21 protein-coding genes and 1 tRNA gene are annotated in these 26,645 nt (G+C 60.3%); 9 read left to right on the plus strand and 13 right to left on the minus strand.

Translation table 11 applies throughout. From position 1 onward, the window contains the following. Positions 1-957: 957 nt before the first annotated feature. Positions 958-2,622, minus strand: coding sequence for a CTP synthase (gene pyrG, locus B071_RS0114065; RefSeq protein ID WP_018527709.1), 1,665 nt, complete (start codon positions 2,620-2,622; stop codon positions 958-960). A gap of 350 nt (positions 2,623-2,972) precedes the next feature. On the opposite strand from pyrG, the gene B071_RS0114070 reads away from it, so the two are divergent. The 3 genes from B071_RS0114070 (at position 2,973) to lipB (ending at position 5,710) form a co-directional block, all read left to right on the plus strand. Further along, the gene (locus B071_RS0114070) at positions 2,973-3,788 is read left to right on the plus strand and encodes a CheR family methyltransferase (RefSeq protein ID WP_018527710.1); all 816 of its coding nucleotides are present in this window, start codon (positions 2,973-2,975) and stop codon (positions 3,786-3,788) included. Positions 3,789-3,845: 57 nt separating this feature from the next. Next, entirely contained in the window at positions 3,846-4,979 is a 1,134-nt protein-coding gene (locus tag B071_RS0114075) for a protein-glutamate methylesterase/protein-glutamine glutaminase (RefSeq protein ID WP_438829742.1), read from the plus strand. Between the two features lie 38 nt (positions 4,980-5,017). Beyond that, positions 5,018-5,710: a lipoyl(octanoyl) transferase LipB gene (gene lipB, locus B071_RS17890; RefSeq protein WP_438829743.1), complete on the plus strand. Its 693-nt coding sequence runs from the start codon at positions 5,018-5,020 to the stop codon at positions 5,708-5,710. A 347-nt stretch (positions 5,711-6,057) separates the two neighbouring features. On the opposite strand, the gene B071_RS0114085 is transcribed toward lipB, so the two are convergent. Then, entirely contained in the window at positions 6,058-6,903 is an 846-nt protein-coding gene (locus B071_RS0114085) for a TIGR00282 family metallophosphoesterase (RefSeq protein WP_018527713.1), read from the minus strand. Positions 6,904-7,023: 120 nt separating this feature from the next. On the opposite strand from B071_RS0114085, the gene B071_RS0114090 reads away from it, so the two are divergent. After that, the gene (locus B071_RS0114090; protein WP_026245258.1) at positions 7,024-8,139 is read left to right on the plus strand and encodes a GntR family transcriptional regulator; all 1,116 of its coding nucleotides are present in this window, start codon (positions 7,024-7,026) and stop codon (positions 8,137-8,139) included. 52 nt (positions 8,140-8,191) lie between these two features. On the opposite strand, the gene B071_RS0114095 is transcribed toward B071_RS0114090, so the two are convergent. From B071_RS0114095 to B071_RS0114110, 4 genes are all read right to left on the minus strand, one after another. Then, the gene (locus B071_RS0114095) at positions 8,192-9,712 is read right to left on the minus strand and encodes a xylulokinase (protein WP_018527715.1); all 1,521 of its coding nucleotides are present in this window, start codon (positions 9,710-9,712) and stop codon (positions 8,192-8,194) included. Positions 9,713-9,720: 8 nt separating this feature from the next. Then, complete coding sequence (locus B071_RS0114100; RefSeq protein WP_103680044.1) at positions 9,721-10,590, minus strand: carbohydrate ABC transporter permease; 870 nt, start codon at positions 10,588-10,590, stop codon at positions 9,721-9,723. Positions 10,591-10,593: 3 nt separating this feature from the next. Then, positions 10,594-11,484, minus strand: a complete 891-nt coding sequence (locus B071_RS0114105) for a carbohydrate ABC transporter permease (protein ID WP_018527717.1) — start codon at positions 11,482-11,484, stop codon at positions 10,594-10,596. Positions 11,485-11,602: 118 nt separating this feature from the next. Then, entirely contained in the window at positions 11,603-13,063 is a 1,461-nt protein-coding gene (locus B071_RS0114110; RefSeq protein WP_083915012.1) for an ABC transporter substrate-binding protein, read from the minus strand. A gap of 193 nt (positions 13,064-13,256) precedes the next feature. Between B071_RS0114110 and B071_RS18755 the strand changes: the two genes are divergently transcribed. Further along, positions 13,257-14,312: a GGDEF domain-containing protein gene (locus B071_RS18755; RefSeq protein WP_018527719.1), complete on the plus strand. Its 1,056-nt coding sequence runs from the start codon at positions 13,257-13,259 to the stop codon at positions 14,310-14,312. Here the strand turns inward: B071_RS18755 and B071_RS18760 are convergent. The 6 genes from B071_RS18760 to ilvD all read right to left on the minus strand — a co-directional run bounded on the left by B071_RS18760 (position 14,309) and on the right by ilvD (position 20,859). Next, positions 14,309-14,983 carry a carotenoid biosynthesis protein gene (locus B071_RS18760; protein WP_018527720.1) on the minus strand — a complete coding sequence of 225 codons (675 nt, stop codon included), beginning with the start codon at positions 14,981-14,983 and terminating at the stop codon, positions 14,309-14,311. The genes B071_RS18755 and B071_RS18760 overlap by 4 nt on opposite strands. 67 nt (positions 14,984-15,050) lie before the next feature. Continuing rightward, on the minus strand, positions 15,051-16,547 hold the full coding sequence (locus B071_RS0114125; protein ID WP_018527721.1) for a phytoene desaturase family protein: 1,497 nt from the start codon (positions 16,545-16,547) through the stop codon (positions 15,051-15,053). Beyond that, entirely contained in the window at positions 16,535-17,224 is a 690-nt protein-coding gene (locus B071_RS0114130) for a lycopene cyclase domain-containing protein (RefSeq protein WP_322785988.1), read from the minus strand. The genes B071_RS0114125 and B071_RS0114130 overlap by 13 nt, the downstream gene beginning before the upstream one ends. Positions 17,225-17,230: 6 nt before the next feature. Then, positions 17,231-18,163, minus strand: a complete 933-nt coding sequence (locus B071_RS0114135) for a phytoene/squalene synthase family protein (protein ID WP_018527723.1) — start codon at positions 18,161-18,163, stop codon at positions 17,231-17,233. Then, a complete protein-coding gene (locus B071_RS0114140; RefSeq protein WP_157703268.1) occupies positions 18,160-18,993 on the minus strand; it encodes a tetratricopeptide repeat protein in 834 nt (277 codons plus the stop codon). Before B071_RS0114140 ends, B071_RS0114135 begins: the two co-directional genes overlap by 4 nt. Before the next feature lie 90 nt (positions 18,994-19,083). Next, complete coding sequence (gene ilvD, locus B071_RS0114145) at positions 19,084-20,859, minus strand: dihydroxy-acid dehydratase (RefSeq protein ID WP_438829737.1); 1,776 nt, start codon at positions 20,857-20,859, stop codon at positions 19,084-19,086. A gap of 312 nt (positions 20,860-21,171) precedes the next feature. Between ilvD and B071_RS20535 the strand changes: the two genes are divergently transcribed. After that, on the plus strand, positions 21,172-21,483 hold the full coding sequence (locus B071_RS20535) for an Hsp20 family protein (protein WP_438829744.1): 312 nt from the start codon (positions 21,172-21,174) through the stop codon (positions 21,481-21,483). Here the strand turns inward: B071_RS20535 and B071_RS0114155 are convergent. Beyond that, a complete protein-coding gene (locus B071_RS0114155) occupies positions 21,480-22,343 on the minus strand; it encodes a DUF2797 domain-containing protein (RefSeq protein ID WP_018527727.1) in 864 nt (287 codons plus the stop codon). The two genes, B071_RS20535 and B071_RS0114155, sit on opposite strands and share 4 nt — an antisense overlap. Positions 22,344-22,388: 45 nt before the next feature. Between B071_RS0114155 and B071_RS0114160 the strand changes: the two genes are divergently transcribed. The 3 genes from B071_RS0114160 (at position 22,389) to B071_RS18765 (ending at position 26,607) form a co-directional block, all read left to right on the plus strand. Next, entirely contained in the window at positions 22,389-23,201 is an 813-nt protein-coding gene (locus B071_RS0114160) for a Cof-type HAD-IIB family hydrolase (protein WP_018527728.1), read from the plus strand. Positions 23,202-23,240: 39 nt separating this feature from the next. Beyond that, positions 23,241-23,324, plus strand: a tRNA-Leu gene (locus B071_RS0114165). A gap of 118 nt (positions 23,325-23,442) precedes the next feature. Then, a complete protein-coding gene (locus B071_RS18765; RefSeq protein WP_157703270.1) occupies positions 23,443-26,607 on the plus strand; it encodes a cyclic nucleotide-binding domain-containing protein in 3,165 nt (1,054 codons plus the stop codon). Positions 26,608-26,645: the final 38 nt, after the last annotated feature.

A 26,645-nucleotide genomic window follows, 5' to 3' on the forward strand; every position in this document is an offset into this window, starting at 1 on the left:
GAGTTTTCCGTTTCCCGGTCGAACCAGACCGTGTCGGCGGTGATGGAAAACCCCCGTTTTCCGTCGAGGAGGCGCACATTTTTTCGNGGTTCGGCGTAGCGGAAGTCGGGACCGTACAATTCGATCTCATCGGCCAGGAGGGTGATATCGGAACTTTCCAGGCGGGCNTTGCCCCGCAGAACCGTGCGCTCCCGTCCCCGGGCAAGAATGATTTCCGTCTCATCGCCGGAAAAACGGAAGGATTCGGCCCCAAGCGGCAGGAGACCGGGAGCCCGAAAGCCGGGAAGCCAGGGCCCGATACCCGAAGAAAAAAGCACCAGAAAGAGAACCACGGGGAGACCCGGGACNCGNCGCCCCCGGGCACCGGTATCGGCACCCGTACCGGGTGAGGGAATCACCGAGGAGACTCCTCTGCCGAAAAACGCCCCGCCACTCCCCGGGAGAAGATGATTTTGTTCTCGCGCCCCTTCAGGCGAAAGCCAGTCCCCTCCACGNCAGACCCGTCGTCGCGAAGCAGGGAAACCCTTCCGTCGGGGGGGCCCGCCAGAAGGCGATCCGCCTGGTCCCAGGAGAGATGGGAACTCTCCAGTCGGGCCTCTTCCTGAAAGGAATGGAACCAGACCGTTCCGGTGAGTTCGATATTCTCGGAATCGAAAAAGAAGATTCCCCGGTCGGCCTCGCCTTCCAGGCGCAGAGCCCCGTCGGGGCCGTACTCCCGGAAGGATATCCCCTCAAAGACCTGGAGGTTCNTGTCCCGGTAGGTAGCGATCCGATCCACCCTCATCTCCACCCGATAATCCCGGTCAACTACCATTCGGGCCTGCAGGACCTCCACCTGGGGGATCGCTCCCTCCCCGTCGGCCCCTTCCGGAAGGGCATTATCGGGGGCACAACCACCCGCGACAGGAAGAAGGACCGCCAGCAGAAGGGCCCGCAGAACCATCGATAGTCCCGGAATCAGTCGGAATCTTCCGGCCGGTCCGGGGGCGCAGACCGGTCNGCCCCGGGGGACCGCTGCGCCTGAAAGGCCCCGGCCGCACCGAGAAAGCTCCTGAACAGGGGGTGAGCCTCGACGGGCTTGGATACAAACTCCGGGTGGAACTGGACGCCCAGCCCCCAGGGGTGATCCCGCCACTCCACCGATTCCACCAGGGAGAAGTCTTCCGTCACCGATCCCGTTACCAGGCCCGCCTCGTCCAGCCGCTGCCGATAGAGGTTGGAGACCTCGTAGCGGTGGCGGTGCCGTTCGTGGATGACATCCCTGCCGTAAATACTGCGGATCAGGGTGTCGGGCAGCAGGCGGGATACNCTGAGGCCAAGCCGCATGGTTCCCCCGTAGTTCTTTACATCCACCTGCTCTTCCAGAAGGCTCACCACGGGGTGTTCGCAATCGGGGGCAAACTCGGTGCTGTCGGCACTCTCGTACCCCAGAACGGATCGGGCGTACTCGATCACCATGATCTGCATGCCCAGGCAGATTCCGAAATAGGGAATCTTCCGTTCCCGGGCGAAGCGCGCCACAGCCACCATGCCCTCCACGCCGCGCCCGCCAAATCCTCCGGGAACGAGNATCCCGTCGACCCCGGCGAAGGCCTCCTCGAGCCCCCGGGGAGAACGGTCGAGTCGCTCCGAATCGACCTTTACGAGCTCCACCCGCAGATCCTGCGCTACCGCACCGTGAATGATCGCCTCATCAACGGATTTGTAGGTGTCGCTCAGCTCGATATACTTGCCCACCACGGCGATCCGTACCTGTCGCTCGGCGCCGGTCACAACAGAAACCACGTGCTCCCATTCCGAGAGATCTTCGGGAGGAACCTCCAGGCCCAGCCGTTCCAGACAGACCCGGTCCAGCCCCTGGCGGTGATACATCAGGGGAATCTCGTAGAGAGACCGCTTCACATCGCAGGCAGAGATGACGCTGTCGTGCTCAACGTTGGTAAAGAGTGCGATCTTCCGNCGCTCGTCGTCGGGCAGTTCCAGGGGAGCCCGGCAGAGGAGAATATCGGGCTGAATGCCGATCTCCCGAAGCTCCTTCACGGAGTGCTGGGTTGGTTTTGTCTTGAGCTCACCGTTGGCGACCACGGGAATCAGGGTCAGATGAACCGAGAGGACGTTCGTTTTGCCCAGCTCGTGCATCATCTGGCGAACCGCCTCCAGGAAGGGAAAGGATTCGATATCCCCCACCGTTCCACCCACCTCGACAATGGTCAGATCCACGCCGGCCTCGTCGCCTACCTGGCGAATGCGCTGCTTGATCCTGTCCGTGATATGGGGAATCACCTGAACCGTCCGACCCAGATACCGGCCCTCGCGCTCGCGCTGGATGACCTCCTGGTAAATCTGCCCCGTGGTAATGGAGTTTGCCCGGGAGAGGGTAGACTTGGTAAAGCGGGCGTAGTTGCCGAGATCCAGATCGGTCTCGGCCCCGTCGTCGGTNACGTAGACCTCGCCGTGCTGATAGGGACTCATGGTCCCGGCGTCAACGTTGATGTAGGGATCAACCTTGATCATCCGGATTGTGAGGCCGCGGCTTTCCAGAAGGCTCCCCAGAGACGCTGCGGCAACGCCCTTTCCCAAACTCGAACAGACACCACCGGTCACGAAAATATACTTGTTCATCGGGGTTCACATTATTACCTTCGGCGGGGTGAATAGCAACCCCGCAGGCCCGGCTTTTCGCAATCCCCTCGCAATCCCCTCACGTTCTGGTTCTCTTCGCCCGATCTCCCCGAAGCAGCGGGACCAGAGACAGAAGGTTCGGCAGAACGGAACCAGGCCACGACGGAGCGTCCGGTCCAGGTCACGCCGGGATGATTACAGGGAAACCCGGCTCGTAAACGGTAATCCTGCAATCATCCCCNCCTGCAGCGCGAGGTTCTGAACATGAAGTAAGTCAAAAAACAACTGGATTTGACAGCCGTTATGTGCAAGAATTATTCTTGACTAGCATACGAGGCGGTGGAGAAAAAATGTCTGAATTTTTAAGCGATGCCGATTTTACGCGCTTTCGGAACCTGATTTACGATGAAAGCGGAATTCACTTCTCGGAATCGAATCGCACGATTCTGGAGAGTCGCCTCAAGGAGCGGCTCAAGGCAGAGAAGATCGAGACCGTGGGGCAATATTTCTCCCACGTCCGATCTGACCAGGAAGAGCTGAAGGTGCTCCTCGATGCGGTCACAACAAACCTTACCCGGTTCTACCGCAACGCCGCCCACTGGCAGACCTTCGAAAACTACGTTNTNCCCGACCTGGTCAAGTACAAGCGCGACCGGGGTGACCGNACCTTCCGGGTCTGGAGCGCCGGGTGTTCCACCGGCGAGGAGCCCTATACCATCGCCATGGAACTTCTGGACTTCCTGCCTCCGGGGTTCAACATAGAAATCCTCGCATCCGACCTGAGCCTTAAATCGGTTCTCACGGGTCAGCAGGGCTTCTACCCCGACAGCCGCGTCACGGGTATTCCCGAAAAACCCCTGGCCAAGTACTTCGACAAAAAGGACGGGGGCTATCAGGTAAAGGATTCCATCAAAAAACTGGTTACCTTCGACTACCACAACCTGAAACACGACAGCGGAAAGCGCAACCTCGATGTAATATTTTGCCGGAATGTCCTGATCTATTTCGATGAACCCGCCCAAAAAGTTGTGGTAGATCGCTTCTGGAACGCCATGGCGAATCACTCCTTCCTTTTCATTGGCCACAGCGAATCTCTCTTCGGAATGAAAACCCAGTTTTCCTTTCTCAAGACTGATTGGGCCTGTATCTATGCAAAAGACGTGTAACCACACCCCGGGTAGTACTTCCAGGAGAATCAGGTGAGTAAAGAAAAAAANATCAATGTGCTGGTTGTCGACGACTCGGCCCTCATGCGAAACCTCGTGAGCAGAATCATCGAGAGCGCACCGGAACTGGCCGTAGCCGGAACGGCGATGAACGGGGAGTTCGCCCTGCAAAAAATCCCCCGCCTGAATCCCGATATAATCGTCCTGGACCTGGAGATGCCGAAGATGAACGGGATCGAGTTCCTCCAGGCCCGGCGGGACCAGGGGATCGATATCCCCGTGATAATCCTCTCCTCGATCGCCCAGAAGGGAGCCCGCATCACCATGGAGGCCCTCTCCCTGGGGGCCAGCGACTTCATCTCCAAACCCTCGGGCGCGGTGTCCCACGANCTTCACGTTGTGGGCGATCAGCTGGTCACCATGATCCGTGCCTACGGAGGAGAGTACCTCCGCAGTCGTGGCGAGACGCCTCCCGAACCACCCCGGGACTACGCCACCAGGGTGCCCCGTCACGAGGAAGCGCCTCCCCGGGAGATCCCCGGCGCGGCGCCNGCCGAGGCATACCAGCCTCCCCAGAAACCCGTGAAAAAATCACCCCAGGCACGGCCGGGCACACTGGAAATAATCGCTTTGGGGATCTCCACGGGTGGCCCCAACGCCCTGCGCCGGGTCTTTGCCGACCTGGACGGAGACATCGGTGTCCCCATCNTGGTGGTCCAGCATATGCCNCCGGGCTTTACCACGGAGTTTGCGGCCAGCCTCAACAGGATCTGNCCCCTGGAAGTACTGGAGGCCTCCGACGGGGATCTGATAAAACCCGGCCGGGTTCTGATCGCTCCGGGGAACTACCANATGGAGGTAAACCGNCGGCCCCTGGGNGCNACCNTCACCCTCAACCAGGGCGATCCCTGCAACGGCCACCGCCCCTCGGCGGGGGTCCTCTTCAAGTCGGTAGCACGNGCCTACGGAAACCAGGCCATGGCCATCCTGATGACCGGCATGGGCCGCGACGGGGCCTGGGAGATAGGAGANATCTACGAGGCCGGGGGCATGACAATCGGCCAGGATGAACAGTCCAGCATCGTCTACGGCATGCCCCGCGTGGCCTGGGAGAACGGCTACATCCATCGCCAGGCTTCCCTGGACAANATGGCCGAGACGATCAACGCCATGGCCAGGAGCCTGCGCTAACGGTGCGGGGTTCTCTTGGACAGGGGGCTCCCCTGGCGGTGCACGATCTTGGCATGGTTCCCTACNGGGAGGCTCTGNCGCTCCAACACGAGCTGGTGAGCAAACGCCAGCAGGGGGATATCCCCGATACGCTGTTGCTTCTGGAACATCCTCCCGTGATCACCCTGGGCCGGAGCGCCGACGAAGGCGATGTCCTGGCGCCCCCAGAGGTGCTCCACAAGGCGGGAGCAACGATCGAACGCATCGAGCGGGGCGGGGAAGCCACGTACCACGGTCCGGGACAACTGGTGGGGTACCTGATCGTGGACCTCCGCCAGCATCTACGGAGCCTCAAGCTCTATGTTCACCTTCTGGAGGAGGCCTTTATCCTCCTNCTGGACCGGCACTACGCCATCCAGGCACANCGGGATCCCCTGCACCGGGGGGTATGGGTGGGCAACGAGAAGATCACCGCCCTGGGGGTTGCCCTGCGGCAACGAGTTACCTTTCACGGCTTTGCCTGTAACGTAAACACCGATCTCTCCCATTTTTCCTGGATTATACCCTGCGGGATCACCGACAGGGGGCAGACATCTCTTCAGAAGCTGCGGGGAGCACCGGCCGATATGGACAACGTCAAGGACGAGGTCTCACACATCCTGGCGGAGATCTTCGGGTTTGAGAGGGTCCNCGGAGGATGCCCTCTCTGCGGGAGCGGGGCTGCCCCCGGAAGCGGTATGGAGCACCGGTAGGTCCTGCCAGGAGGAACCCCGGACGAGGACCACCCCCANAACGNCAGCACCAGCCAGAAGAGCGAGCGCGGTACCTCCGGGCAGAAAGACCCGCCAGAACACCCCCGCTGCCAGTGGTGCCCCGGGAAAGCGCACAAGCCCGCGCAAAAACGCCCCGGGGGGCGTATAAAATCGAACCATCTCCCCCGGCCGGGGAGCGGGGATCCCCGNCGGNACGGCGACTCGCAGGAGCCGGTGTCGTCTGTTGCACCGATCCCCCCCGCAGGCGCGGCACCCCTCTTTTCGGGGCAGCACCAGCAGGTCCCGCTGGTCCGGGTTCCAGCGCATCACCCGGCCCGCGTGGTATTTCACGCCGGAGGCTGACACGGCAGACTGATCGCCTCAAAGCTCAGAAGATATCCCGTGGCCGAATCGACCTCCAGCAGGACACCCTGGAGATGNAGATCCTCCCAGGACTCCTCGGACTTCGCCGACAACCGGGAAAGATACTTCTTGATCTCCGGCCCCGGGGCAAAGCCTCCAACACTACTCCTGCTCCCCGTGCGCCCGGCATCGCAGATAACAGCCGTACCCGAGGGCATCACCTGGGCGTCGGCCGTCTGAACCCGCTGACCGCTGCCTATTACGGCGGTAACCATCCCGTCGGCGTGGTGAAACATGGTGTACTTCTCGGCCGTCGTGGTGGCGTGAAAGTCCAGAATGATCGCGCAGGCTCTCTTCTTCAACCGATCAACCAGGGAAGAGAGGGTATCGTAGGGATTGCTCCCGTGGATTCGGTCGAACCCCGATTGACCCAAAAGGCTGATGACGGCCACGCGTTCCGGGACCACCTCCGTTTCCGGGGTCTCTTCTTCGGGCGGATCCCCCTTTCCGGGGGTGACGGTGTAGTGGCGCCAGCCCCGTCCGGGCGTATCGGGACAGAGATTCGCCGGGCGCAGAATCCAGGGGGCCTGATCGATGTGTTCGGTCATGTCTTTCTTGAAAAAGAGCTGATCCCCGCCGGTNATCACATCGACCCCCATCTTCTTCAACATGATCGAGTGGTTTTTTCCGAGGCCGAACCCGCCGGTAACGCTATCGCCGTTGGCGATTACCAGGTCTATCTTCCGGTCTTCCCNCATCGCCGGGACGATGGATTTCAGGCAATGGAGCCCGGGTTTTCCCACAATCTCCGCCACGTAGAGTATCTTCATAGGGCGCTATCCTACTGGCCCGCAGAGACCTCGTCCACCCTGAGGCAACACCCCGGGCATCCTGGATGCACGACGATGGTGCGAAAACAGACCTTCTGTGGTATACTCAAATCGATCATTATGTATACACAAAATAAGCCAAAACATCAGCAAATCTACGACAACCTCCTGGAAGAGATCACCCGGGGCGTCTTTCCGCCGGGCGCACAACTGCCCACCGAGCGGGAACTGGTGGAGCGCTACCAGGTATCGCGCCCAACCGTTGCAAAGGCCCTGACGCGGCTTCAGCAGGAAGGGTTTATCAGCCGACGGGCGGGGTCAGGNAGTTTCGTGAGTCCCCTCTCGCGGATGGACACNGAGAAAAGCAGCACCGCCAGGTACTTCGGCCTGCTGATCCCCAAACTGGGAGTAACGGAAATTTTNGAACCCATCTGNGGACGGATCGCCCAGCTCTCACGCCTCCACGACTTCCATCTNCTCTGGGGAGACTCCTCGGCCCACGGGACCGAGACGATCGCCTCGGATTTCGAGGAGGTCTGCCTGCGCTACATCGCCCAAGGCGTGGACGGCCTCTTCTTTGTGCCTCTGGAGCTGGTACCCACCCGGGAAGAGACCAACGCCCGGATCGTCCAACANCTGGAGAAGTCAGGAATACCGGTGGTGATGCTCGACAGCGACTACCTCCCCTTTCCCCGGCGGAGCTCCTTCGATCTGGTGGGGATCGACAATACCCGGGCAGGCTATCTGGCAGCCCTCCACTATCTTGACCAGGGAGCCCAACGGATCGACTTCCTCTACCGCGAGAAGTCCGCCTATACCGTAGGTGAACGCCTCCAGGGAGTCCGGCTTGCCCTGGCCGAACGGGGCATCTCCATGGACAGCCAGTGGGTCCACATCGGGGAGCCCCAGGAAGACTCCTTTACACAGGCCCTGGTAGACGACGGTGCCCGGAACATTATCTGTGCCAACGATGCCACGGCGATCGCCCTGATGCACACAGCCTACCGGCTGAAACTGGAGATTCCCCGGGACCTGCGGATTATCGGATTTGACAACGTGAAATATTCCGAATACGCCCGCATTCCCCTCACCACCCTGCGCCAGCCCTGTGCAACCCTGGGTGAACTCGCCGTGGAGACCATGCTCCTGCGACTCCAGAACCCCCGGCGAGCACCAGCAAAAATCTGCGCAGAGCCGGAATTTCTGGTGCGGGATTCCTCGATCATACCCTCATGATGAGCTAATAGTCCCCCGGAGCAATGAATTCNGGGGGAATTTTTCTCCGGGTTTACGANCTCGGAGGATTCCCCTTCCCGATCTCGCGCCGCTCCCGCAACCAGTCCGTCTCACCGGTCTCGGGGTNTACAATACGTTCAGGCTCGATAGCAAGCGCCCGAACTCCCTCNTCAAGAGAGGCGTAACATCCCGCCGCAACACCTCCCAACAGCGCGGCACCTCGTGCTGTGGAGTTCANCTCGGGCAGAATCGCCAGAGGTTCCCCCACAGAATCACACAGAAGCTGCACGTAGGCCTCGGAACGGGTCCCCCCGCCCCCCAGACGCACATAATCGCCACCGGAACCGGTCGCAACCGATGAAGGAAGAACCCCGCGCACCTTGCCGAGGGCCTCGGTGAGACTGAAAACGACACCCTCCAGAGCCGCATAGAGTAACTCTTCCCTGGAGGTACTCTGGCGAAGGAGCATCCAACTCCCCGTCGCTGAAGGATCCGTCACGGGAGAACGCTCTCCTGTCAGATAGGGGACAAAAAAGGGTGGCGATGAGTCGCCCCTTCTCCTCCGTCCGGTTCGTATTTGCGCCACCGCCTGTTCGATTTCCTGCCAGGAGGCTTTCATCACCTGTTGCACCCAGGTCAGAGCAGAGCCCGCATTCTGCACACTCCCCTGGACCAGCCAGTTCTGATGGTGGCAAAAGAGATTAAGCCCCGAAGGAATCGCCCGGGGGCACCTATCCAGGGGGGAGGAAATCTGGCCACCCGTTCCCAGCATCATCTGCACCACCCCGGGAGTGATCATTCCAGTGGCAACGGCAGCCGCTTGCTGATCCCCACATCCCAGAGCAACAGGAACTGCCCGGGTGACTCCAAAAACGGGGAAAAGCTCCTTCCGCAACACCCCGCCCTGGGTCCAGGAATCCTGAAGAGACGGAAGGATATCCCCGGGAAGACCAAGAAGACGATCCACATCTTCGAGCCATCCCCGACGGGGAAGATCGAATAACAGCGTGGCCGATCCATCGGTTGGATCAGCAGCGATCCCACCGGTAAGGCGAAAACGGATGAAATCCTTGGCCGAGAGCAGGNCCGACGCCCGAGCCAGTGCATCCGGTTCGTATCTTGAAAGCCACAGAAGAGGTAGCGCCGTAAGCCCCGGCGAGGGATGGTTGANCAGGCTTCCTTTCAGCTTGCCCCCGTTGATCATCTGATGAAACTCCGGAATCAANCCCTTTGCCCGGGAATCCATCCAGGTCACGGCGGGCCGAATAATCCGGTGATGGCGGTCAAGAAGAACAAACGAATGCATCTGCCCGGTAACGCCGATCCCTTCTATTTCCAGGATCACNTCCCGGCTTTCCGGGGCACTTCGAGCCTCCTGAAGCGCCTGANNAAGGGCATCCANCGTGGCCTGCCACCAGGCCTCGGGGTCCTGTTCAGCCCACCCCGGTCGGGGAGAACAGGTGGGATAGGAACCGCGCCCCTCTCCCAGAACGCCTCCTTTCTTCTCCTGGAGAAGACAAACTTTTACACTGGATGTACCTATATCGATACCAACGAGAATACGATCTGTCATGTCCCCTGTTACCCTTTCACAGCACCCTGGGTAAGGCCGCTCACAATATACCGGTTTGCCACAAGCGCAAAGAGAATGATGGGAATAATGATCAGGCTGCCGTAGGCAGCAACAACTCCGTACTGTGCTCCCACATCGACCCCGCCGACAAAACGGGTGATCCCTACCGTCAGAGGTTGCGTGTTCCTGCCCGCCAGAAAAAAGGCAAAGAGAAACTCGTTATATGAAATGATAAGCGCCAGAATGGCCGATGCATTCAATCCCGGCAAAACCATGGGAAGAGAGATTCGCCAGAACGTCTGGAAGGGCGAGCACCCATCGATGACGGCAGCTTCTTCCACCTCCAGGGGTATTCCCGAAAAGAACCCCAGCATGAGCCATACGATCATGGGCATCTGCATTGCCAGATGCGCCAGAATAACCCCCGTAAGCGTTCCCGAGATTCCCAGTTGCCGGAAGAGCATGAACATGGGCATGGCCAGAACAACATAGGGAAGAAACCGCGTACTCAGCACAGAGAAAACCACAATATTTTTTTGCCGAATTGAAGGGAGCCGGGTAATTCCGTAGGCCATGGGTGTGCAAACTACCAGGACCACCACTAAAGCGCTCAGGGAAATTATCATACTATTACGCAGATACAGGAAGAAGTTCCCTCCCCGCAGAGCCCGGCTGTAATTCTCCAGAGTCATTCCCTGAAACGAAAGAATCTCGGGAATCGTCTGAAAGAGATTTGTCGGCTTCAGCGAGGCCATCACGAGAATCAGGATGGGGACTACGCAGACAGCAAGCCAGCCAAGAAGAATAGCCAGTCGCCCTCCGTAGGAAAGGCGTCGACGCAAGCGATAATTCTTTATTTTCCTTTGTGCTTCACCCATAGTTTACTCGCTCATTGCTCCAAGTTTTCCGATCTTTACTGCTGCAATAGTAATAACCGAGACGATTACCAGCATCGTCACTGACACAGCGTTGGCCATACCCATATTCCCCTGCGTAACACCCAGTCGGTACACCAGAATACTCAACACCTCGGTAGAGCGCCCAGGACCACCACCAGTGAGTCCATAAATTACATCAAACTCCCTGAACGCCGAGGTCAGAATGATCAGAGAGACAAAGCCCAGGTGAAAGCGGATCATGGGATACTTGATGCGAAACCAGAGCGTGAGAAAAGACGCCCCATCGACCTCAGCTGATTCGACGATCTCATCGGGAATCGTGGCCAGAGCCGCATAAAAGATGAGCAGGGCCAAAGGGGCCATGCGCCAGCCATTGGTTACCACTGTAGCGGTCATGGCGTGATCCATACTGGTAAGCCATCTTACCCGTTCCAGACCAATCGTCTCGAGCAGAAAGTTAACCAGACCGTAACTGCTCTGCCACACGTACAGACGACCCAGAATGCCCGTCACAACTTGGGTGGTAACAAAGGGAACAAGAAAGAAGGCCATAAAAAATCTGGCCAGAGCAGTACCCCGAATACCCTGGCTGCTCATGACACTCGCGATAAAAAGTCCAAAAGCTACTGCCAGAACTGTGCTCCCCAGGGTGAAGGAGATGGTTGCCATAATCGACCTCAAAAAAAGGTGATCCCCAAAAAGTTGCACGAAGTTATCCATTCCGACGAAGACCCCATCCCCAAGTCTTCGCATGGTTACGGCATGGAAACTGTGGTAGATCGCCTGAACGATGGGATACCCCAGAGTGATCAGGCCCAGCATCGCCCCGGGAAATATGAAATACCAGGGACGGAAATATCTTTGTGTTGCCATTCGCAGCTCCTGCACCAATCTTTCCGGATGCGCGCGCCTCGGAAAAGGCCAGTAAATCATCTGAGAAAATTCTGCCGACCGCGCACAGTCGGCAGAACCCTGAACTCTTTGTTTTGTCCTACTTCAGGTAGCCTTCCCGACGAAACACGCTATTCATATTCCGGACCAATCGCTGCTGCGCAGCCTGAGGTGTTTCAACGCCGAAGAAAACGTCCGATGCAAACTGACCTACCGGGGTATACATAACCTCACCCCACTCTGCAATAGGCTGCCGGGGAAAGGCATGCTTCATCTGCTGCTGAAAAACCGGCAGAAACTCGGCATAGAAGGGACGGGATTCAAGAATCTCCCGATTCTCGAACTGCTCGTTCAGGGCGAACATGGCCGTCATCATGGTGAACTCCACGGCATTCTCAACCAGAAGCCAGTGCAGAAAATCGTAGGCGTGGTCCTGATTGGGAGTATCAAAGACGAGCACACCCCCACCACCCAGAAAAGAGCGCCCCACAGGGAGGTTTTTCCGGTTTCCTGGCCACTGGGGCAATACTGCGTACCCCACATTCCCCTCGGAAGCGCCACTCTCGACTGTCATTACTCCCTCGGGCCAGAGTTCTGCCATGGCAAGGCGCCCACTGGCAAAGAAATCAAGGTGTTCCAGGAAGTTCCACGCCAGGGCGTCCTCTGGAAAGGTATCGCGAACAAGCCGGGTCCAATATTCGACCCCTTCCAGCAGAAGCGGATCGTCAAGATCGGTTTGAAACTCTTCATCGAACCCGTCGAGCCCCATGGATTTTACGATTGCCAGAAAGGCTCTCGCCATTCCTCCCGGCTCGCTGATCGAGGCGGAGTACCCGTAGAGATCATTCCGAAGGGTTGTCCCTGCCACAGTTTCCCCTGCGGACCTGGTGAAAAAGGATGCTACCTGATAGAGCTCTTCCCAGGTGGTGGGCGGCTCCAGATCGCGACCGTATTTCTGGCGGAAGGCATCCCGCTCCTGGGGGTGCTCGAACCAGTCAGTTCGATACGCCATGATAGGCGACTGGGGATTCCGGGCCAGCGCGATGATCTCACCAGGGCGCAACATCTCGTTTACCATATGAGACTGGATAACAGCCTCGGAATAGTTCTGGTAGGGATCAAAACCGTGNCGGGCCATATGAGGGGTCAGGTCTGCAACATGTTCGTAAAAGTATCCGAACCAGCCGGGGCTGTGGTAGCCAATATCCCACTCACCATCGGGAGCGTCCATCTGGAACCGCTGCCAGACCTGGTCAGGAGGGAGAACCTCCATCTCTATGCGAATCCCCGTCTCCTCTTCATAGCGAGGAATGAAGTAGTCTTCCATGGGTGCTACGTGAGGCCCCGGATGCTCTCCAATCCTGAGTGTAACTTGATCGGTCCCTTTTTCTCCCGACCCACCGGCAAAGAGAACCGATGGTGCCACTAAAAAAGCGATCACTCCTGCAATACCCATTAATCTTGATCCTGAATTTTTTGCGATCAAAACGCTCCTCCTCTTGAAAGGTCTTTGCTTTATGATACTACCGACGNAAATGCTGTCAATGCATAAAAGATTCATTTACCAACTTTCTCAGCTTTTGGTATTTACATTTGGGCTTTTTTAAAAAAAGAACCGGAATGATTCCTGATTAATTGCACGCCCCGAGAGGAAATCTTCTTGCCAGCACGGTAGAGATCACCCTATTATTTTCTTTCGCAGAGAATTTCCAGCGAACCCTGTTCCGGAGAAAACAGAGAAAGGCAAGGATCCTGTGGACTGGCGTCACCTGCAGAACAGGTATTCCCGAGAGATAAAAACACGGATTTTCAGAATCGTTCTGACTTTTACCGGCACGGCCTTTGCTCTTGCTGCCCTGGTGAACGCCCTGAACAAGCGGCCTGCCGTTAATATCTGGCTGCCCCTGGTGGCGGCCTGCTTCCACGCCCTCCCCTTTCTGTCACGTTTTTTTCTGAGCCACTCACGATACACGGGGCTGATCCAGGCCGCCTGGACAAGGAGGCTCTACATGGCAGGCCTTGCCTGGGTCTACCTTCCCCTGGCGTGGCTAACATCTCCGGGATCGCACAGCGCCATGCCCTTCTATGCCCTGGCCTTCATCGTGATTATGGTTTGCCTGGCCCTGGACCCCCGGGACTACCTCTTCCCCCTCTCGTCGCTGGCCATCACCCTCCTGCTCGTTCTCTACGAGCCCCTGCGGCCGCTGCAGTTTGCTCCCTACGCAGCGCCGGGGGAGCGCTCCCTCGATCTGGCTCTGCACTTTCTTGTCGCGACCTCGATCATAGTTGTCGCCCTCCACATGATTAACCGCTATTTCAGCCACGAGAACCGGCGGATCTACACTCTCTCCATCACCGACCCCCACACCGGGCTCTATAACCGGCGATATTTTTACGAGGTCCTCAGCCATTACTCCCCCCGTTCCTTTTGCCTTGTCCTGATGGATCTGAATAATTTCAAGAGAATCAACGACACCTGGGGACACCCTGCGGGCGATTCGGTGCTTCTTTCCTTTTCCCGAATTCTTCAATCCTCCTGCCGGAGAGAGGACCTGGCCATTCGCTACGGGGGAGACGAGTTTATCCTGCTTCTCCACGACACCACCCTCACCCAGGCCCGGACGCTGGAAAGACGCATCAGAAGGGACTTCCGGGAGCTGGAGGAGCGCTATTCCCGGGAGGAGCTGTCTATCGCCTTCGGCTACGCCACGCACCTCGAGGGCTCCATAGAGGAGGTCATACAGAAGGCGGACGAACACCTGTACAAGAGAAAGCCCAAGAAGGAGTCCCAGGAGGCGGGCCGGACCTAAACGCCCCCGAAGATCCGGAGAATCAGGAAAAAGAGCATCTGGGCCCCCAGATGAACCGGAGGAAGCCTGGTCTTGACCCCGGGAAGAGCAAAAAAGTAACAGACCCCGGCCCCCAGGGCGATCAGAAACCAGGCAGCATAATTCTGCAGGGGTATCTCGCCACCAACCCAGGACCAGTAGCCCAGGGCGATCGCCACGGGCTCCATGAGATAATCAAAGGCCGTGGCCAGAACAGCCGCAGCCAGCGCCTTTGCTCCGCGCGGAATCCGCCAGCCCTGAACGAGCCTGGCNGCCCCCAGACAGACCAGAACCCAATTGAACCCGATCAGGGGAGGAACCCCAAAGACGGGGAATCCCATGCCCCGACCGTAGCGGTAGCCCCCGAAGACCAGCCCTGTGTAGACCCCCAGAACTTCCAGCAGGTAGGTCACCAGAAAGGTTCCGACGATCCAGACCCAGAGGGTAATCTCCCGTTGAACCAGGAGCGGCACGAGCGTTACCACGCCCAGCGTCAGCAGAAACCAGGGGGTCATGGCCAGCATAAGAGCCCGGGTGGGGTCGTAGATGTGTCCCAGGGCGCCCACGGTGTAGAGCACAAAAAAGAGCGCCCCCGCTATGCGCCAGCCTGTGTCCAGCGTCTCCGCAATTGTATACAGACCCTTTTTCTCCATGAAGCACTCCCTTCAAAATTCCAGCCCGGGGCGATTCCGACCCGGGGTAATCCCCGCCCGGATGTTCTTACCAGCTCCGCAAGAGCTCTCTCACGGCCAGCCTCCCCGAAAGGACAACCAGGGGCATGCCCCCCCCGGGATGAGCCGATCCTCCGCAGAAATAGAGGTGACGATAGAGGGAACTCTTGTTGGGGTGTCGCAGAAAGGCTGATTTCCAGTGGTTTGAACTGGGGCCGTAGAGGGAGCCCCGGCAACTTCCGGTGAGCTCCTCTATTCCGGGAGGAGCGAGCCAGGATTCTTCCTGAATGTACCGGCCGATGTCCCGATCCAGACGCTTTTCCAGCGAGGCGATAACACGCTCNCGCACAGCAGGGACAACCTCGTCCCAGTTCTGCTCACCCCGGGGAGGCGCATTGACCAGGACGAACCAGTTCTCCGATCCCTCGGGAGCATCACCCGGCACGTACTTTGCGGTGATGTTTACATAGATTGTGGGATCCTCCGGGACCTGACGGTCCTGGAAAATACTGCGGAACTCGCCGGGATAATCGCTCCCGAAGAAAATGTTGTGCAGCCCCGTTTGTGGATAGGTATTCCCCAGGCCCCAATAGAAGACCAGCGCCGATGAACTGAGTCTGGAGTCTTCGACCTGGTACCGCCTGGTCCGGGGAGGATCCCCCAAAAGCCCGTAGAACCCGCGGGGATCGATGTTCGAAAAGAGCACATCGGCCTCGAAAGACCCCCGGGAGGTCTCGGCGATCCAGCCGCCCCCCTCTCCGGCGGGGGGCGCGAGGCCCTCCACGGTGCAGGCGTAGCAAAACTCCACCCCCATCTCGCGGGCCCGACGCTCCATGGCCAGGGGAATCGTGTAGATCCCCCCCTCGGGGGCCCAGGCCCCCAGACCGTATTCCACGTGGGGAATCAGGGCCAGTGTTCCCGGTGCCTCGTAGGGGTTCGATCCGTTGTAGGTGGCGTAGCGGTCGAAAAATTGCCGGGCCCGGCTATCCCGAAAGAAGGATCGATGCACTTCGTGGAGTGTCCGGCCCGTATCCAGCCCCAGGATCCCCAGGAGCCGGGGCCAGAGGGCTGGTCTGCGCCAGAGCGAGCGGGGGTCGATCGTATCGTAGAGGAAGAGGGGGGTGCTCCGTTCGTAGAGCTTCCGGGAGTGTTCCAGGTAGGCCAGAACCTCCCTGGTCCGGGCAATACCGGCCCGGGAAAAAGAGTCCGCCAGGGTTCGGGGTGACGAGAAGGAGCGCAGGGCCGTTCCGTCGGGCCAGAAGTACCGGGCGATCTCCTCCAGGGGGCGTGCGCCAAAATACGCCTCCCGATCTACCCCGGTCAGGGCAAAGAGCTCATCAAAGACGGGCAGGAGCGTCAGCAGGCTGGGCCCTGTGTCGAAGCGGTACGGCCCCAGGTGCTCCGTGAAGGCCTTTCCTCCGGGACCGGATCTCTGGTCAAGAACCTGAACGCGCCAGCCCCGGCTGGCAAGCTCCAGGGCCGCCGCAAGTCCCCCAAGCCCTGCTCCGATGATCAGAGCATTTCCGGCTTTTTTCACTGCAGCCACGGCAGACCGCCCCGCAGGGTGAGATGAACCACCAGGCTGAGCCCCAGAAGGGAAAAATTGTAGAAGAAATCCTCCAGGGGGATCGTCCCCGCCCTGATTCCCCAGATCTCCCGGGGGTTATACCAGATCGTGGGCAGGGCCGTATAAAGACCGTTAAAGACCAGGAAGGCGAGGAAACTCAGGCCAAGAAATACCCAGAACGCCCGGGTGGCGAGCAGATCGGGCACCAGCAGGAACTGCACCAGAAAAAAGAGGATCAGCGAGAGCATCACCAGCCGGGTGTAACCCTGCCCCCGGTAGCGCCAGGCGGCGAGGCCCGAGGCCAGCAGGAGCAGGCCACTGAACCAGGGAGACCAGTGAAACCAGAGCGCGTCCCCGAAATAGGCTACCACCACCTCGTAGATGAAAAGACAGGCGTAGGGCACGGTGAAAAAGAAGAGGATCTCCCCCCGGGGCAACCCCAGGAGCCGGGCCGTGCCGGTGTAGCGCGGGTTGAAACTCCAGTGGCCCCGGCGGGTGACCCCGACATCCCAGATGATATAGAGCCCTCCCACAAGGAGAGAGGCCGCCGCCACCCCCGGCCAGTACTGGTAGAAGGCAACTCTGCTGTCGAAGCTCAGGGCCAGGGGGCCCGCCAAAATGATCAGGGAAATCAGGGTATAGGGGTCCAGAACGATCTCCTTTCAGGTGCTTCTCGCCGGTGCACCTGCTGTGGTATCGGCTGCTGCGCTGGCGGCCGCGCCGGAGCGCCCTGCGGCTCCCCTTCGGTGGGGTCGGTGAAAGAGTACGATCCAGGTGTTCAGGAAAGCCCTGGCGAGTATTCGGAGTCTCGAGGGTTTTATCGTGCGACGATACACCAGGAAGGGATCTTTCATGATCCGGGAGGCTGTCCAGTTGTACATGTCCGAAGCTGTCTTGACGGCGATCAGCACCCGCCTGGGAAGATAAGGATACCCCGCTTCCCCTTCCCGCTGCCAAACCCGATACAGACGGGACTGGGCGCGAAGGAAAGCAGCAAACTCCCCGGGCCGCGCCCGGGCCTCCTCCGCGGTGAGGCTCTTCAGGGAAGTCCCCTCCAGCGGAAGATACCGCCGCCCCAGGCCGAGGTCCTCGTTGATATCCCGGATAAAGTTGATGTACTGCATGGAACGCCCCAGAGCCCGGGCGCTCTGGTGTGCCGACTCGGGAAGTTCCAGTATGGCAGCCATGCACAGGCCGATCACCTCGGCGGAGCCATAGATATACTCCAGGGTATCCTCGATCCGGTCGTATTCGCGGCGGGTCAGGTCCCACTCCATGGACCGGAGGAAGGCATCAATCCAGGCGGGATCGAAGTTCTTTCGCCGGGCCAGGTCGATAAATCCGTCGATAACGGGGTCTTCCGTCGAGGCTCCCGGCCCGAGCGCCCAGGCCTGGCGGTAGCGTCTGCAAAAAGAGAAGAACCCCTCGGCGTCCTGGGGAAGCTGGTCCACAAAGTTGTCCGCTACCCGTACGAAGCCGTAGAGGAGAAAAACATCGCGCTTGACCGATTCGGGGAAAAAGAGGCTCGCCGTGTAGTAGGTCTTGCTCCCTTCCCGGAAGATCCGGTCGTGAAGGTCACTCCCTTTGCAACTCATGGTGTATCTCCCTGGCAGTACCCCCCGGCAAGAGCGGGCAGCAGTTTCTCCCGGACCCACCCCAGGTCCGGCTCAAAGGCGAGGGCTCTTTCGAGGGCAGCAAGAGCCGACTCGTTATCACCAATATGACAGAGACTCCTGGCAAGCCCGATCAGACTATTCAGATAGAGCCACTCCTGACCAGGTTCCAGGTTTTCCTCGAACAACCGCACCGCTTCCCCGTAGGACTCGCGGGCACCCTCCTTGCTCCCTCCAAAGGCGGCGGGCCTGTGAAAAAGCGCGTTGGCCCGCTCCAGCCACACCAGAGGCTCCCGAGGGTCCAGTTCCATCGCGCGATCGAGGGATCTGGAGGCCTCCGGACCGAAACGAAGCGCCGAGAGGGGCCGCAGAAGGATGCGGAATCCGCTGAAAGCCCCCCGAAGAGCCCAGAGACGCGGATCGTCCGGGCTCTGGTCCATCAGGGTCGCCATCTCCTGCCGGGCCCTGGCGAGGTGCTCCCGGGCCAGATCCTGCTCCCCCTCCCCCAGAAGGGCCCCGATATAACCGTACCGCGCCAGCACGAGGGGGAAGAGGTCATTCCCCCCGGCGCCGGCGGTAGACGCTGCTTCGAAGCGCTCGATCGCTGTGGCCCAGAGGCCGAGATCCCCCTCCAGGTAAGCCCGGTATACCCGGTGATGCAGATCCGCCGGGATCTCCCGTGGCGGCACACCCCGCGCCGGCAGTTCCCGTGCCAACAGTTCCCGCGCCGGCAGTCCGGGAGGCAGAAAGACCCCGAACGGAACAAGCCAGCAGAGAAAGACCGACCAGAACAGGTACACAGCCTTTGTCACATCGAGCGCTCCTGAGGGGTTCTGAAAGGGGCCTGAAAACCTCCCCTGAAGATCATAATGCACGACGGTCCCTGTCAACAGGCGCGGCTCTCAACTGGTGACGGCCCCCGTGGCAGCGCTGCTGCACAGACGGGCAAACTTGGCGAGCGCTCCCCGGAGGTATCCCGTTTCTCGGGGCTTCCAGTCAGCCCTCCGTCGCGCCAGCTCATCCTCTCCCAGATGGACCGTGAGCTCCTTCGTGGAGGTGCTGATGGTGATGATGTCGCCGTCCCTGATAAGGCCGATAGGGCCTCCCTCCTGGGCTTCGGGAGAAACGTGACCCACCACCATGCCGTGACTCCCGCCGGAAAACCGCCCGTCCGTAACGAGGGCGACCTCTCTGGTGAGCCCCGCCCCGGCTATGGCTGCCGTGGGAGAGAGCATTTCCCTCATTCCCGGCCCCCCCTTGGGACCCTCGTAACGGATCACCACCACGTCGCCCGCCACGATCCGGTCCTGGAGAATCGCTTCCAGGGCCTCCTCCTCGTTGTCAAAGACCCGGGCAGGACCGGTATGGCTGAACTCGTTCAGACCGCAGGTCTTCACTACAGCACCCTGGGGGGCCAGATTTCCCTTGAGAATGGCCACGGGTCCCCGGGGCTGCTCGGGTTCGGCAAAGCTCCGCACCACCTCCTGCCCCTCCAGCCGGACCTGCACCCTGGCGAGATTTTCCGCCAGGGTCTTTCCCGTGACGGTGAGGCAATCGCCGTGGAGGAGCCCCTCGTCCAGGAGCATGCGCATCACCATCTGGACCCCGCCAACCTTGTAGAGATCCGTCATGACGTAGCGCCCTGCGGGCTTCATGTTCGTCACGATGGGAGTTGAATCGTAGAAGTGGTTGAAATCGTCAATCGAGAGCTCCACATCTACCTCCCGGGCCAGCGCCAGAAAATGGAGTACGGCGTTGGTGGATCCCCCCAGAGCCATAACCAGGCGCAGGGCGTTCTCGAAGGCCCGGCGCGTCATGACATCCCGGGGAAGAATCTCTTCCCTGAGGCATTGCATGAGCGCGTCGGCGCTGGCCTCCATGACCCACCGCCGGTGCTCGCTCACGGCGGGAACGGAGGCACTGCCGGGAATGCTCATGCCCAGAGCCTCCATGGCCGAGGCCATGGTATTGGCCGTGTACATGCCTCCGCAGGCTCCTGCACCGGGGCACGCTGCCCGTTCGATAAGAAGGCGCTCCTCCTCGGTGATCGTTCCCGCCGTGCAGGCTCCCACGGCCTCGAAGGCNCTCACAATGTCCACGGGCTCTCCCCGGTGAACCCCCGGTGCGATAGATCCACCGTAGACAAAAACCGAGGGAACGTTCATGCGGGCCATTCCCATGACCGTACCCGGAATCGTCTTGTCGCACCCGCCCACACCCAGGAGCCCATCCATCTGGTGTCCCCGGGCAGAGAGCTCTATCACATCGGCGATCACCTCCCGGGAAACCAGAGATGATTTCATCCCCTCGTGGCCCATGGCCTCACCGTCGGTCACCACGAAGGTATGAAAGGTGAGAGGCATCGCCCCCGATTCCCTGAGACGGGACCGGGAATACCGGGCGATCTGGTCCAGATGCATGTTACAGGGGCTAACGTCGCTGTCGGCGCTGGCGATTCCCACGATGGGCTTGGTGAAATCATCGTCCCCAAAACCCACGGCCCGCAGCATCGCCCGGTTCGCCGTACGCTCTATCCCCTGGGTCATGGCCCTGGACCTCTTGTTTAGTATTTTTGTCATATTTTTGTCCATCGCTGTTCCTTCGTTCCTCCCACCCCCCCGGGGCGCACCCCCAGGGTCAGACTCAAAAAATCCCCTGTTCTGAAAAGGTACTGCCATATCTGCCCCGGGGACAGTGTTTTTTGCTATATTTCAGGGGTACAATGATTCAGGAAAGACGGTGCCGAAGGGACCGTTGCTGCGGGTCCGCAGGAGCGCAGCGCATCAAACCACCAGGGAGGTGTNACCATGCACAACAAGGATTATCTCGATCTGGGCCAGCTTTTTGATTACATCTTCGAAGCCACGGAAGAACTCACCAGCACGTTTGGAGACTTGGGCTTCGATTTCCGGAAAACAGCGGAGCATCGCAATTACTATTCGCTCTACTCCTTTCCCCCGGCNAATATTTACATGCTCCCCGACAAGACCATGGTCTTCGAGTTTGCCCTGGCGGGCTACCGGGACAGCCAGGTNTCGCTGGAGTTTTCCGGCGACTACATGGTCCTCAGCGCCGCCGAACCCGAGACGTGCCCCGGCGGAGAAGAGGTGATCTTCTTTCACCGACGGCTCAANCTCAAGGCGATTCCTCCCCAGAAATACTACGTCCCCGAGGACAAATTTGACCGGGAACAGGCCAGGGCGGTCTTCCGCAACGGGATCCTGAAGGTCACAGTCCCCTCCCGCGAAGAGGTCAGGAACCCCGGAGGAATGAAGATCGAGATCGTCAGCGACGACGACTAGACCCCGGGCAGGGATATCCGGAGGCGGAAGCCGCTGTGCCGGCGCACGTTCAGCACGGCACCGCCCTCAAAAATCAGATACTGCCCCCGGATTCCCTGGAGAACGCTCTCCACCAGCGGCGTTTTTGCCAGATTCACTGACTTGACCTTGCCGGGCGGAGCGATCACGGGATAGGAGATCGTCAGGGGTTCGGCCTCACCGGGCCGGACCAGATACTCCGCCAGGGCTGGATCGGAGCCGTTCAGAAGATCCCGAACCCGCCCAAGCTCCCTGGCCAGATCCACGGGATCGGCGGGGGTCTCGTCCTTCAGCATCCGTTGCCAGGCGGTCCTGTCCGTGTAGAGCTCTTTCATGGCCACCTCGATCCGGCCCGCAAGCTGACGGTAGGGAACGCGGGCGATCACCACCGCCCAGGAGGCGCCCTGGTCTATCCAGCGGACAGGAACCTGGGTCAGCCTGGTAACCCCCACCTTGAGCGCGCTGGACCGGGCAAAGTAGACCGCGTGGGGCTGGTTATGGTGATCCTCTTCCCACTGAACATCCCGGCCGCGTCCCAGGTGGGCCTCGCACAATTCCGGCCTCACGATACACTCCGCCGCCTCGGGGGCGTCCCGGAAGCAGGGATAGCAGAAGCCCTCGCCAAAAACTCTTTTGAGCGGGGTCCCGCAGCGAACACAGGCGTACTCACCCCGGTGTTCCAGCCGCAGGGGCCTGCCCAGAAACGTGCTGATTGGCAGGGTCCGGACCGCCGCCGGAGAGGTTCCCGGCCCTGACCGGGGGTCCTCGAGGCGCATCTCGTACACTACCTGCCCATTCTCGATGCGGGCAGGCATTTTTACCGCTATTCCCGTTGCTTCCATGCCCCTATCTTGCACCGACCGGCGGGGGAGCGTACAGTACGGGCCATGTACAGACTGATTGCAACAGATATTGATGACACCCTTCTGGCACCGGACGGCTCCTTTCCCGAGGTGAACCGGCGCGCTTTGGCCCTACTTCACCGTCAGGGTGTGGCGGTTGTGCTGAGCTCGGGCAGGGCCACCGTGAGCATGCGCCCCTTCGCCAGGCAGATCGGGCCCGCCGATGACACGGAGTATCTCATCTCCTTCAACGGCGCCAGGGTAAGCACCGTACAATCCGATACCCTCCTCTTTGAACACCTGATCTCCCGCGAGGCGGTAGAAATCGTCATGGACTACGCCCGGCGTGAAGATCTTCTGGTTCACGGCTACCGGGACGAGGCCTTTCTGACGGAACAGGACCACCCCCGCAGCGCCCGCTACGCCCGGGACACGGGAATGGAGTGCCTGCCTACGCCGGACATGGTGGCAGACCTTCCCCGGGGAACGCCCAAGCTGCTCGTCATCGGCGACCCCCGGGAGCTCCCCCACCACAGGGACGAGTTGATGAAACGCGCCGGAGGACTCTTCGAGGGGGTCTTCTCCAAGCCCGAGTACCTGGAGATCATGGCTCCCGGGGTAAGCAAGGGCGCTGCCCTGGGCGAGCTGGCCCGCCATCTGGAAATCCCCCTGGAGGAAACCATAGCCCTGGGAGACAGTCTGAACGATCTGGAGATGATCGCCACAGCGGGGGTGGGTATCGCCGTGGCCAACGCCCGGGAGGAGCTCAAAGGTGTGGCCGATCTGGTGCTGAACCAGACCGCAGCCCAGGGGGCCGTAGCGGAGGTAGCGCGCCGTTTTTGGGGCATCACCGCTTGACACAAGAGGCCCCTGTCGCTACCATGGTCCACGGTTGTTGCCCGAGTGGCGGAACTGGTAGACGCGCTAGGTTCAGGGTCTAGTGTCCTTACGGACGTGGAGGTTCAAGTCCTCTCTCGGGCACAAGAGGCCGTCGGTTATAACAGACCGGCGGCCTTTTCTGTTTCCGTGGCCCCTCTGTGCCCTGCAGGTTCGCCCTGGATCTCTTCATCCCCTCCTCCGGCTTGAATCGCCACCTTTCGTGAACTACTCTTTCTGTACCGTGGACACCACGACACTACAGGGGCCAAAGGTAACGGTCAGCACCTCCTTCCTCCGGGACCGGGCGTTGCTCTTACTTACAGGTCAGGCGTTTTTCACCGGTCTCTCCTTCGGGCTGCTCTTCAACGTGGCCTATACCCTGCTGGTGGTGGAGTTCGGTTCGGCCGGCCTGAGAACCGTCTACGTCCTGGTGGGGGTCACCGTTCCGGTCTTCACGATCGGCTTCAACGCACTGGAGGCGCGGCTCCATCTGGCCAGAACCTCCACCCTCGTGACGGCTCTCTTCACGGGACTCTTCTTCCTTGCCTACGGGGCGCTCCTCCTGGCGGATCTTTCCTGGATCATCTACGCCCTGATGGTGATGAACACCATGGGAACGCTCTATCTGATGATGCTCCGGGGGTCCCAGGCGGTAGAGATCTACGATGCCAGGACGATAAAAAACCGCTACCCCAAGATCACGGGAGGGGAGATGCTGGCCGTGGTCCTGGCAGGCCTCCTGGTACGCCCCCTGACAGCCCTCACGGGTTCCCTGGAGCGGCTCCTGATTGTGGGAGGCCTCTCCATGGCGGGGGCCCTGGTACTGGTAACCGTGGTGACCGCCGAGTACATCTGTCCGGCAGAGGCCCATCACCGGGCACACCGCCACGAGCAGAGCCGGAACAGAAACGACCAGGGGGTCCGGGCGTTCCTGACAATTCTGGGAAAACCCTACACCCTGCTGGTCTTCAGCTACCAGATGGTGACCTCCACCATCTCGCTTCTGGTGCAGTATATCGTGTACTCCCAGGCTCAGCTCTTCTTTCCCACCCAGTCGGAGATGAGCCACTTTATCGGTCTGGCGAAATCGGGGACAACCGCTGTGAGCTTTCTCTTCCTCAGCCTCGCGGCGGGACGGCTTCTGATACGTTTCGGCATGCCCCTGGGGCTGGCCGGGAGCCCTGGGGGGGTCGCCCTGGTCCTTGTGGCGGCACTCCTGGCCGGGATGATCGAGGGGACTCCCGGCACGTGGTTCTTTGCCCTGGTCGTACTGGCCCAGTTTGTGGACTACGCCATGTATTCGGGGTTCGCCAAGACCTCGATCCAGAGCGCCTTTCAGCCTCTCTCTGCAAAAGAGCGCGACGTGGTTCATACCTTCGCCCAGGGGATCGGAATCCCCGCCAGTTATGGCCTGGCGGGTCTGCTCCTCGTCTCCTTTGCACGCATGCCGCGCTACACCCCCGGGATGGCAGCCTATCTCACGCTGATGGTCACGCTCCTGTGCGGAGTGACGGGATTTTTTCTCTACCGGGCCTACAGCGCGCAGCTCCGCAGAAGCCTTAGCAGGAGGAACATCGGGGAGATGGAACTGAATCTGGAAGACGCTTCCACAATGCAGGTGGTGAACCGTCTTCTGGAGGCAGACGACCCCTGGCTCCTGCGAAGCGGCCTGGACATTCTGGAGAAGGCCGCCCACCCCTCCTACGCCGGAAAGATCCGCAGTCTCCTGGAACGCCCCCTGCCTCCGGAGGTCCGGAAAGACCTTCTGGAGCGGATAGAGCGGGAACGCCCCCCCTGGGGACGAGAGGCCGCAGAACAGGCGATCCTGCAGTCGGAGGACACCTCGCTCTGCGCCACGGGAATCAGGACGCTCTGCGCCCTCCTGGATGAACCGTCCCGGGCGGTGGCGCACCATCTGGAGAGCCCCTCCCGGGAGATCAGGAGCGCCGCCGTGAGCGGTCTCTTCCTCTACGGGGGAATCAATGGCATCCTTCAGGCGGGAAACGTCTTCAACTCCATGCTGGCCAGTCCGGATCCCCGGGAACGGGTCGAAGCGGCGGGGATCCTGGAGCGGGCAGGGATCAGAACCTTCTACCATCCCCTGATACCCCTTCTGAAAGACCCCGTCGAGAAGGTGGTCTCGGCTGCCCTCAGGGCTGCCGGCAGCGTCCGCCATCCGGCGCTGATCCCCGAGATACTCCCCTGGATCGATCCGGTGAACACCCGGGCCGAGGCGATCTCTGCCCTGACCCGCTTTGGCGGGGATCTCGCGCCCTGGCTGAGCAAGTCGCTCCGGGGAGACCCCGAAATTCCTCCTTCGCGATCGATCAGAATGATTCGCCTCTCTGCCCGTATCGCCGATCCCCCGATTGGAGCGCTTCTCGAAGAAGCACTCATGGCCGGAACGAGGGGGATGCTGGCGGCAACGGTTCAGAGCGCGCTCTCGCAACGGGGATACCGGGCCGTGTCACCGGAATCGAGAAAGAAGGTGATCGGGGAGGTCCTCGCCAATTCCGGGAAAGCTGCCCGCATTCTGGTGGCTATCCACCTCCTGGAGGCCATGAACCAGGAGATCAGGCCCCTGATATCGACCCTCCGGGACCAGTACCGGCGCCAGGAGGACCGGATCTTTACACTCTGTACCCTGCTCTACAATCCCGACGAGATTATGGGTGCCCGGGGAAAGATCATGGAGGGCACGGCCAAACAGAAGGCCCTGGCGAGCGAGATGCTCGACGTGATTCTCGAGCCCGAGATCCGGCGCCACGTGATTACCGTGATCGAGCATACCGAATCCGGTGATGTTCCGGTGCTGCGGGAGCTCTTCGGCCTGCCCGTCCTGGACGGCCCGGGGCAGATCGCGGAGATTCTGACCGAGAAAGACCTCTGGCCCGAGGAATGGCTTCGGACCTGCGCTGATCACGCTGCCGTCGTGACGGGTATAACCGATCACCCCCTGGAGGACGAGATGCTCACCACAATAGAACGGGTCATGACCCTGAAGGCCGCCGATATATTCTCCACCATCCCCGACGCGGTGCTGGCTCATATCGCCTCGATCGGTGAGGACGTGGACGCAGCGCCCAGGGAGACCGTTATTCGCAAGGGCGAGATGGGGGACTGCATGTACATCATCCGGGAGGGGAGAGTTTCCGTTCACGATGAGACCAGAACGTTCGCTGAACTCGGCCCCGGTCAGGTCGTGGGAGAGATGGCCGTCCTCGACCCGGAACCCCGGTCCGCATCGGTAACGGCCCTGGAGGAGACGAGCCTGCTCAAAATCGGGAAAGACGCCTTCGATTCGGTCATGGCAGACCACCCCGGTATTGCCCGGGGCGTGATCCACGTCCTGTGCAACAGGCTGCGAAACAGCCTGAAGAAGTAGCCACCCGGGTATCCTGCCTCAGTCGGTGCCCGGGAGCT

Source organism: Alkalispirochaeta alkalica DSM 8900, from assembly GCF_000373545.1.
In the GTDB taxonomy this organism is placed as follows: Bacteria; Spirochaetota; Spirochaetia; order DSM-27196; family Alkalispirochaetaceae; genus Alkalispirochaeta; species Alkalispirochaeta alkalica.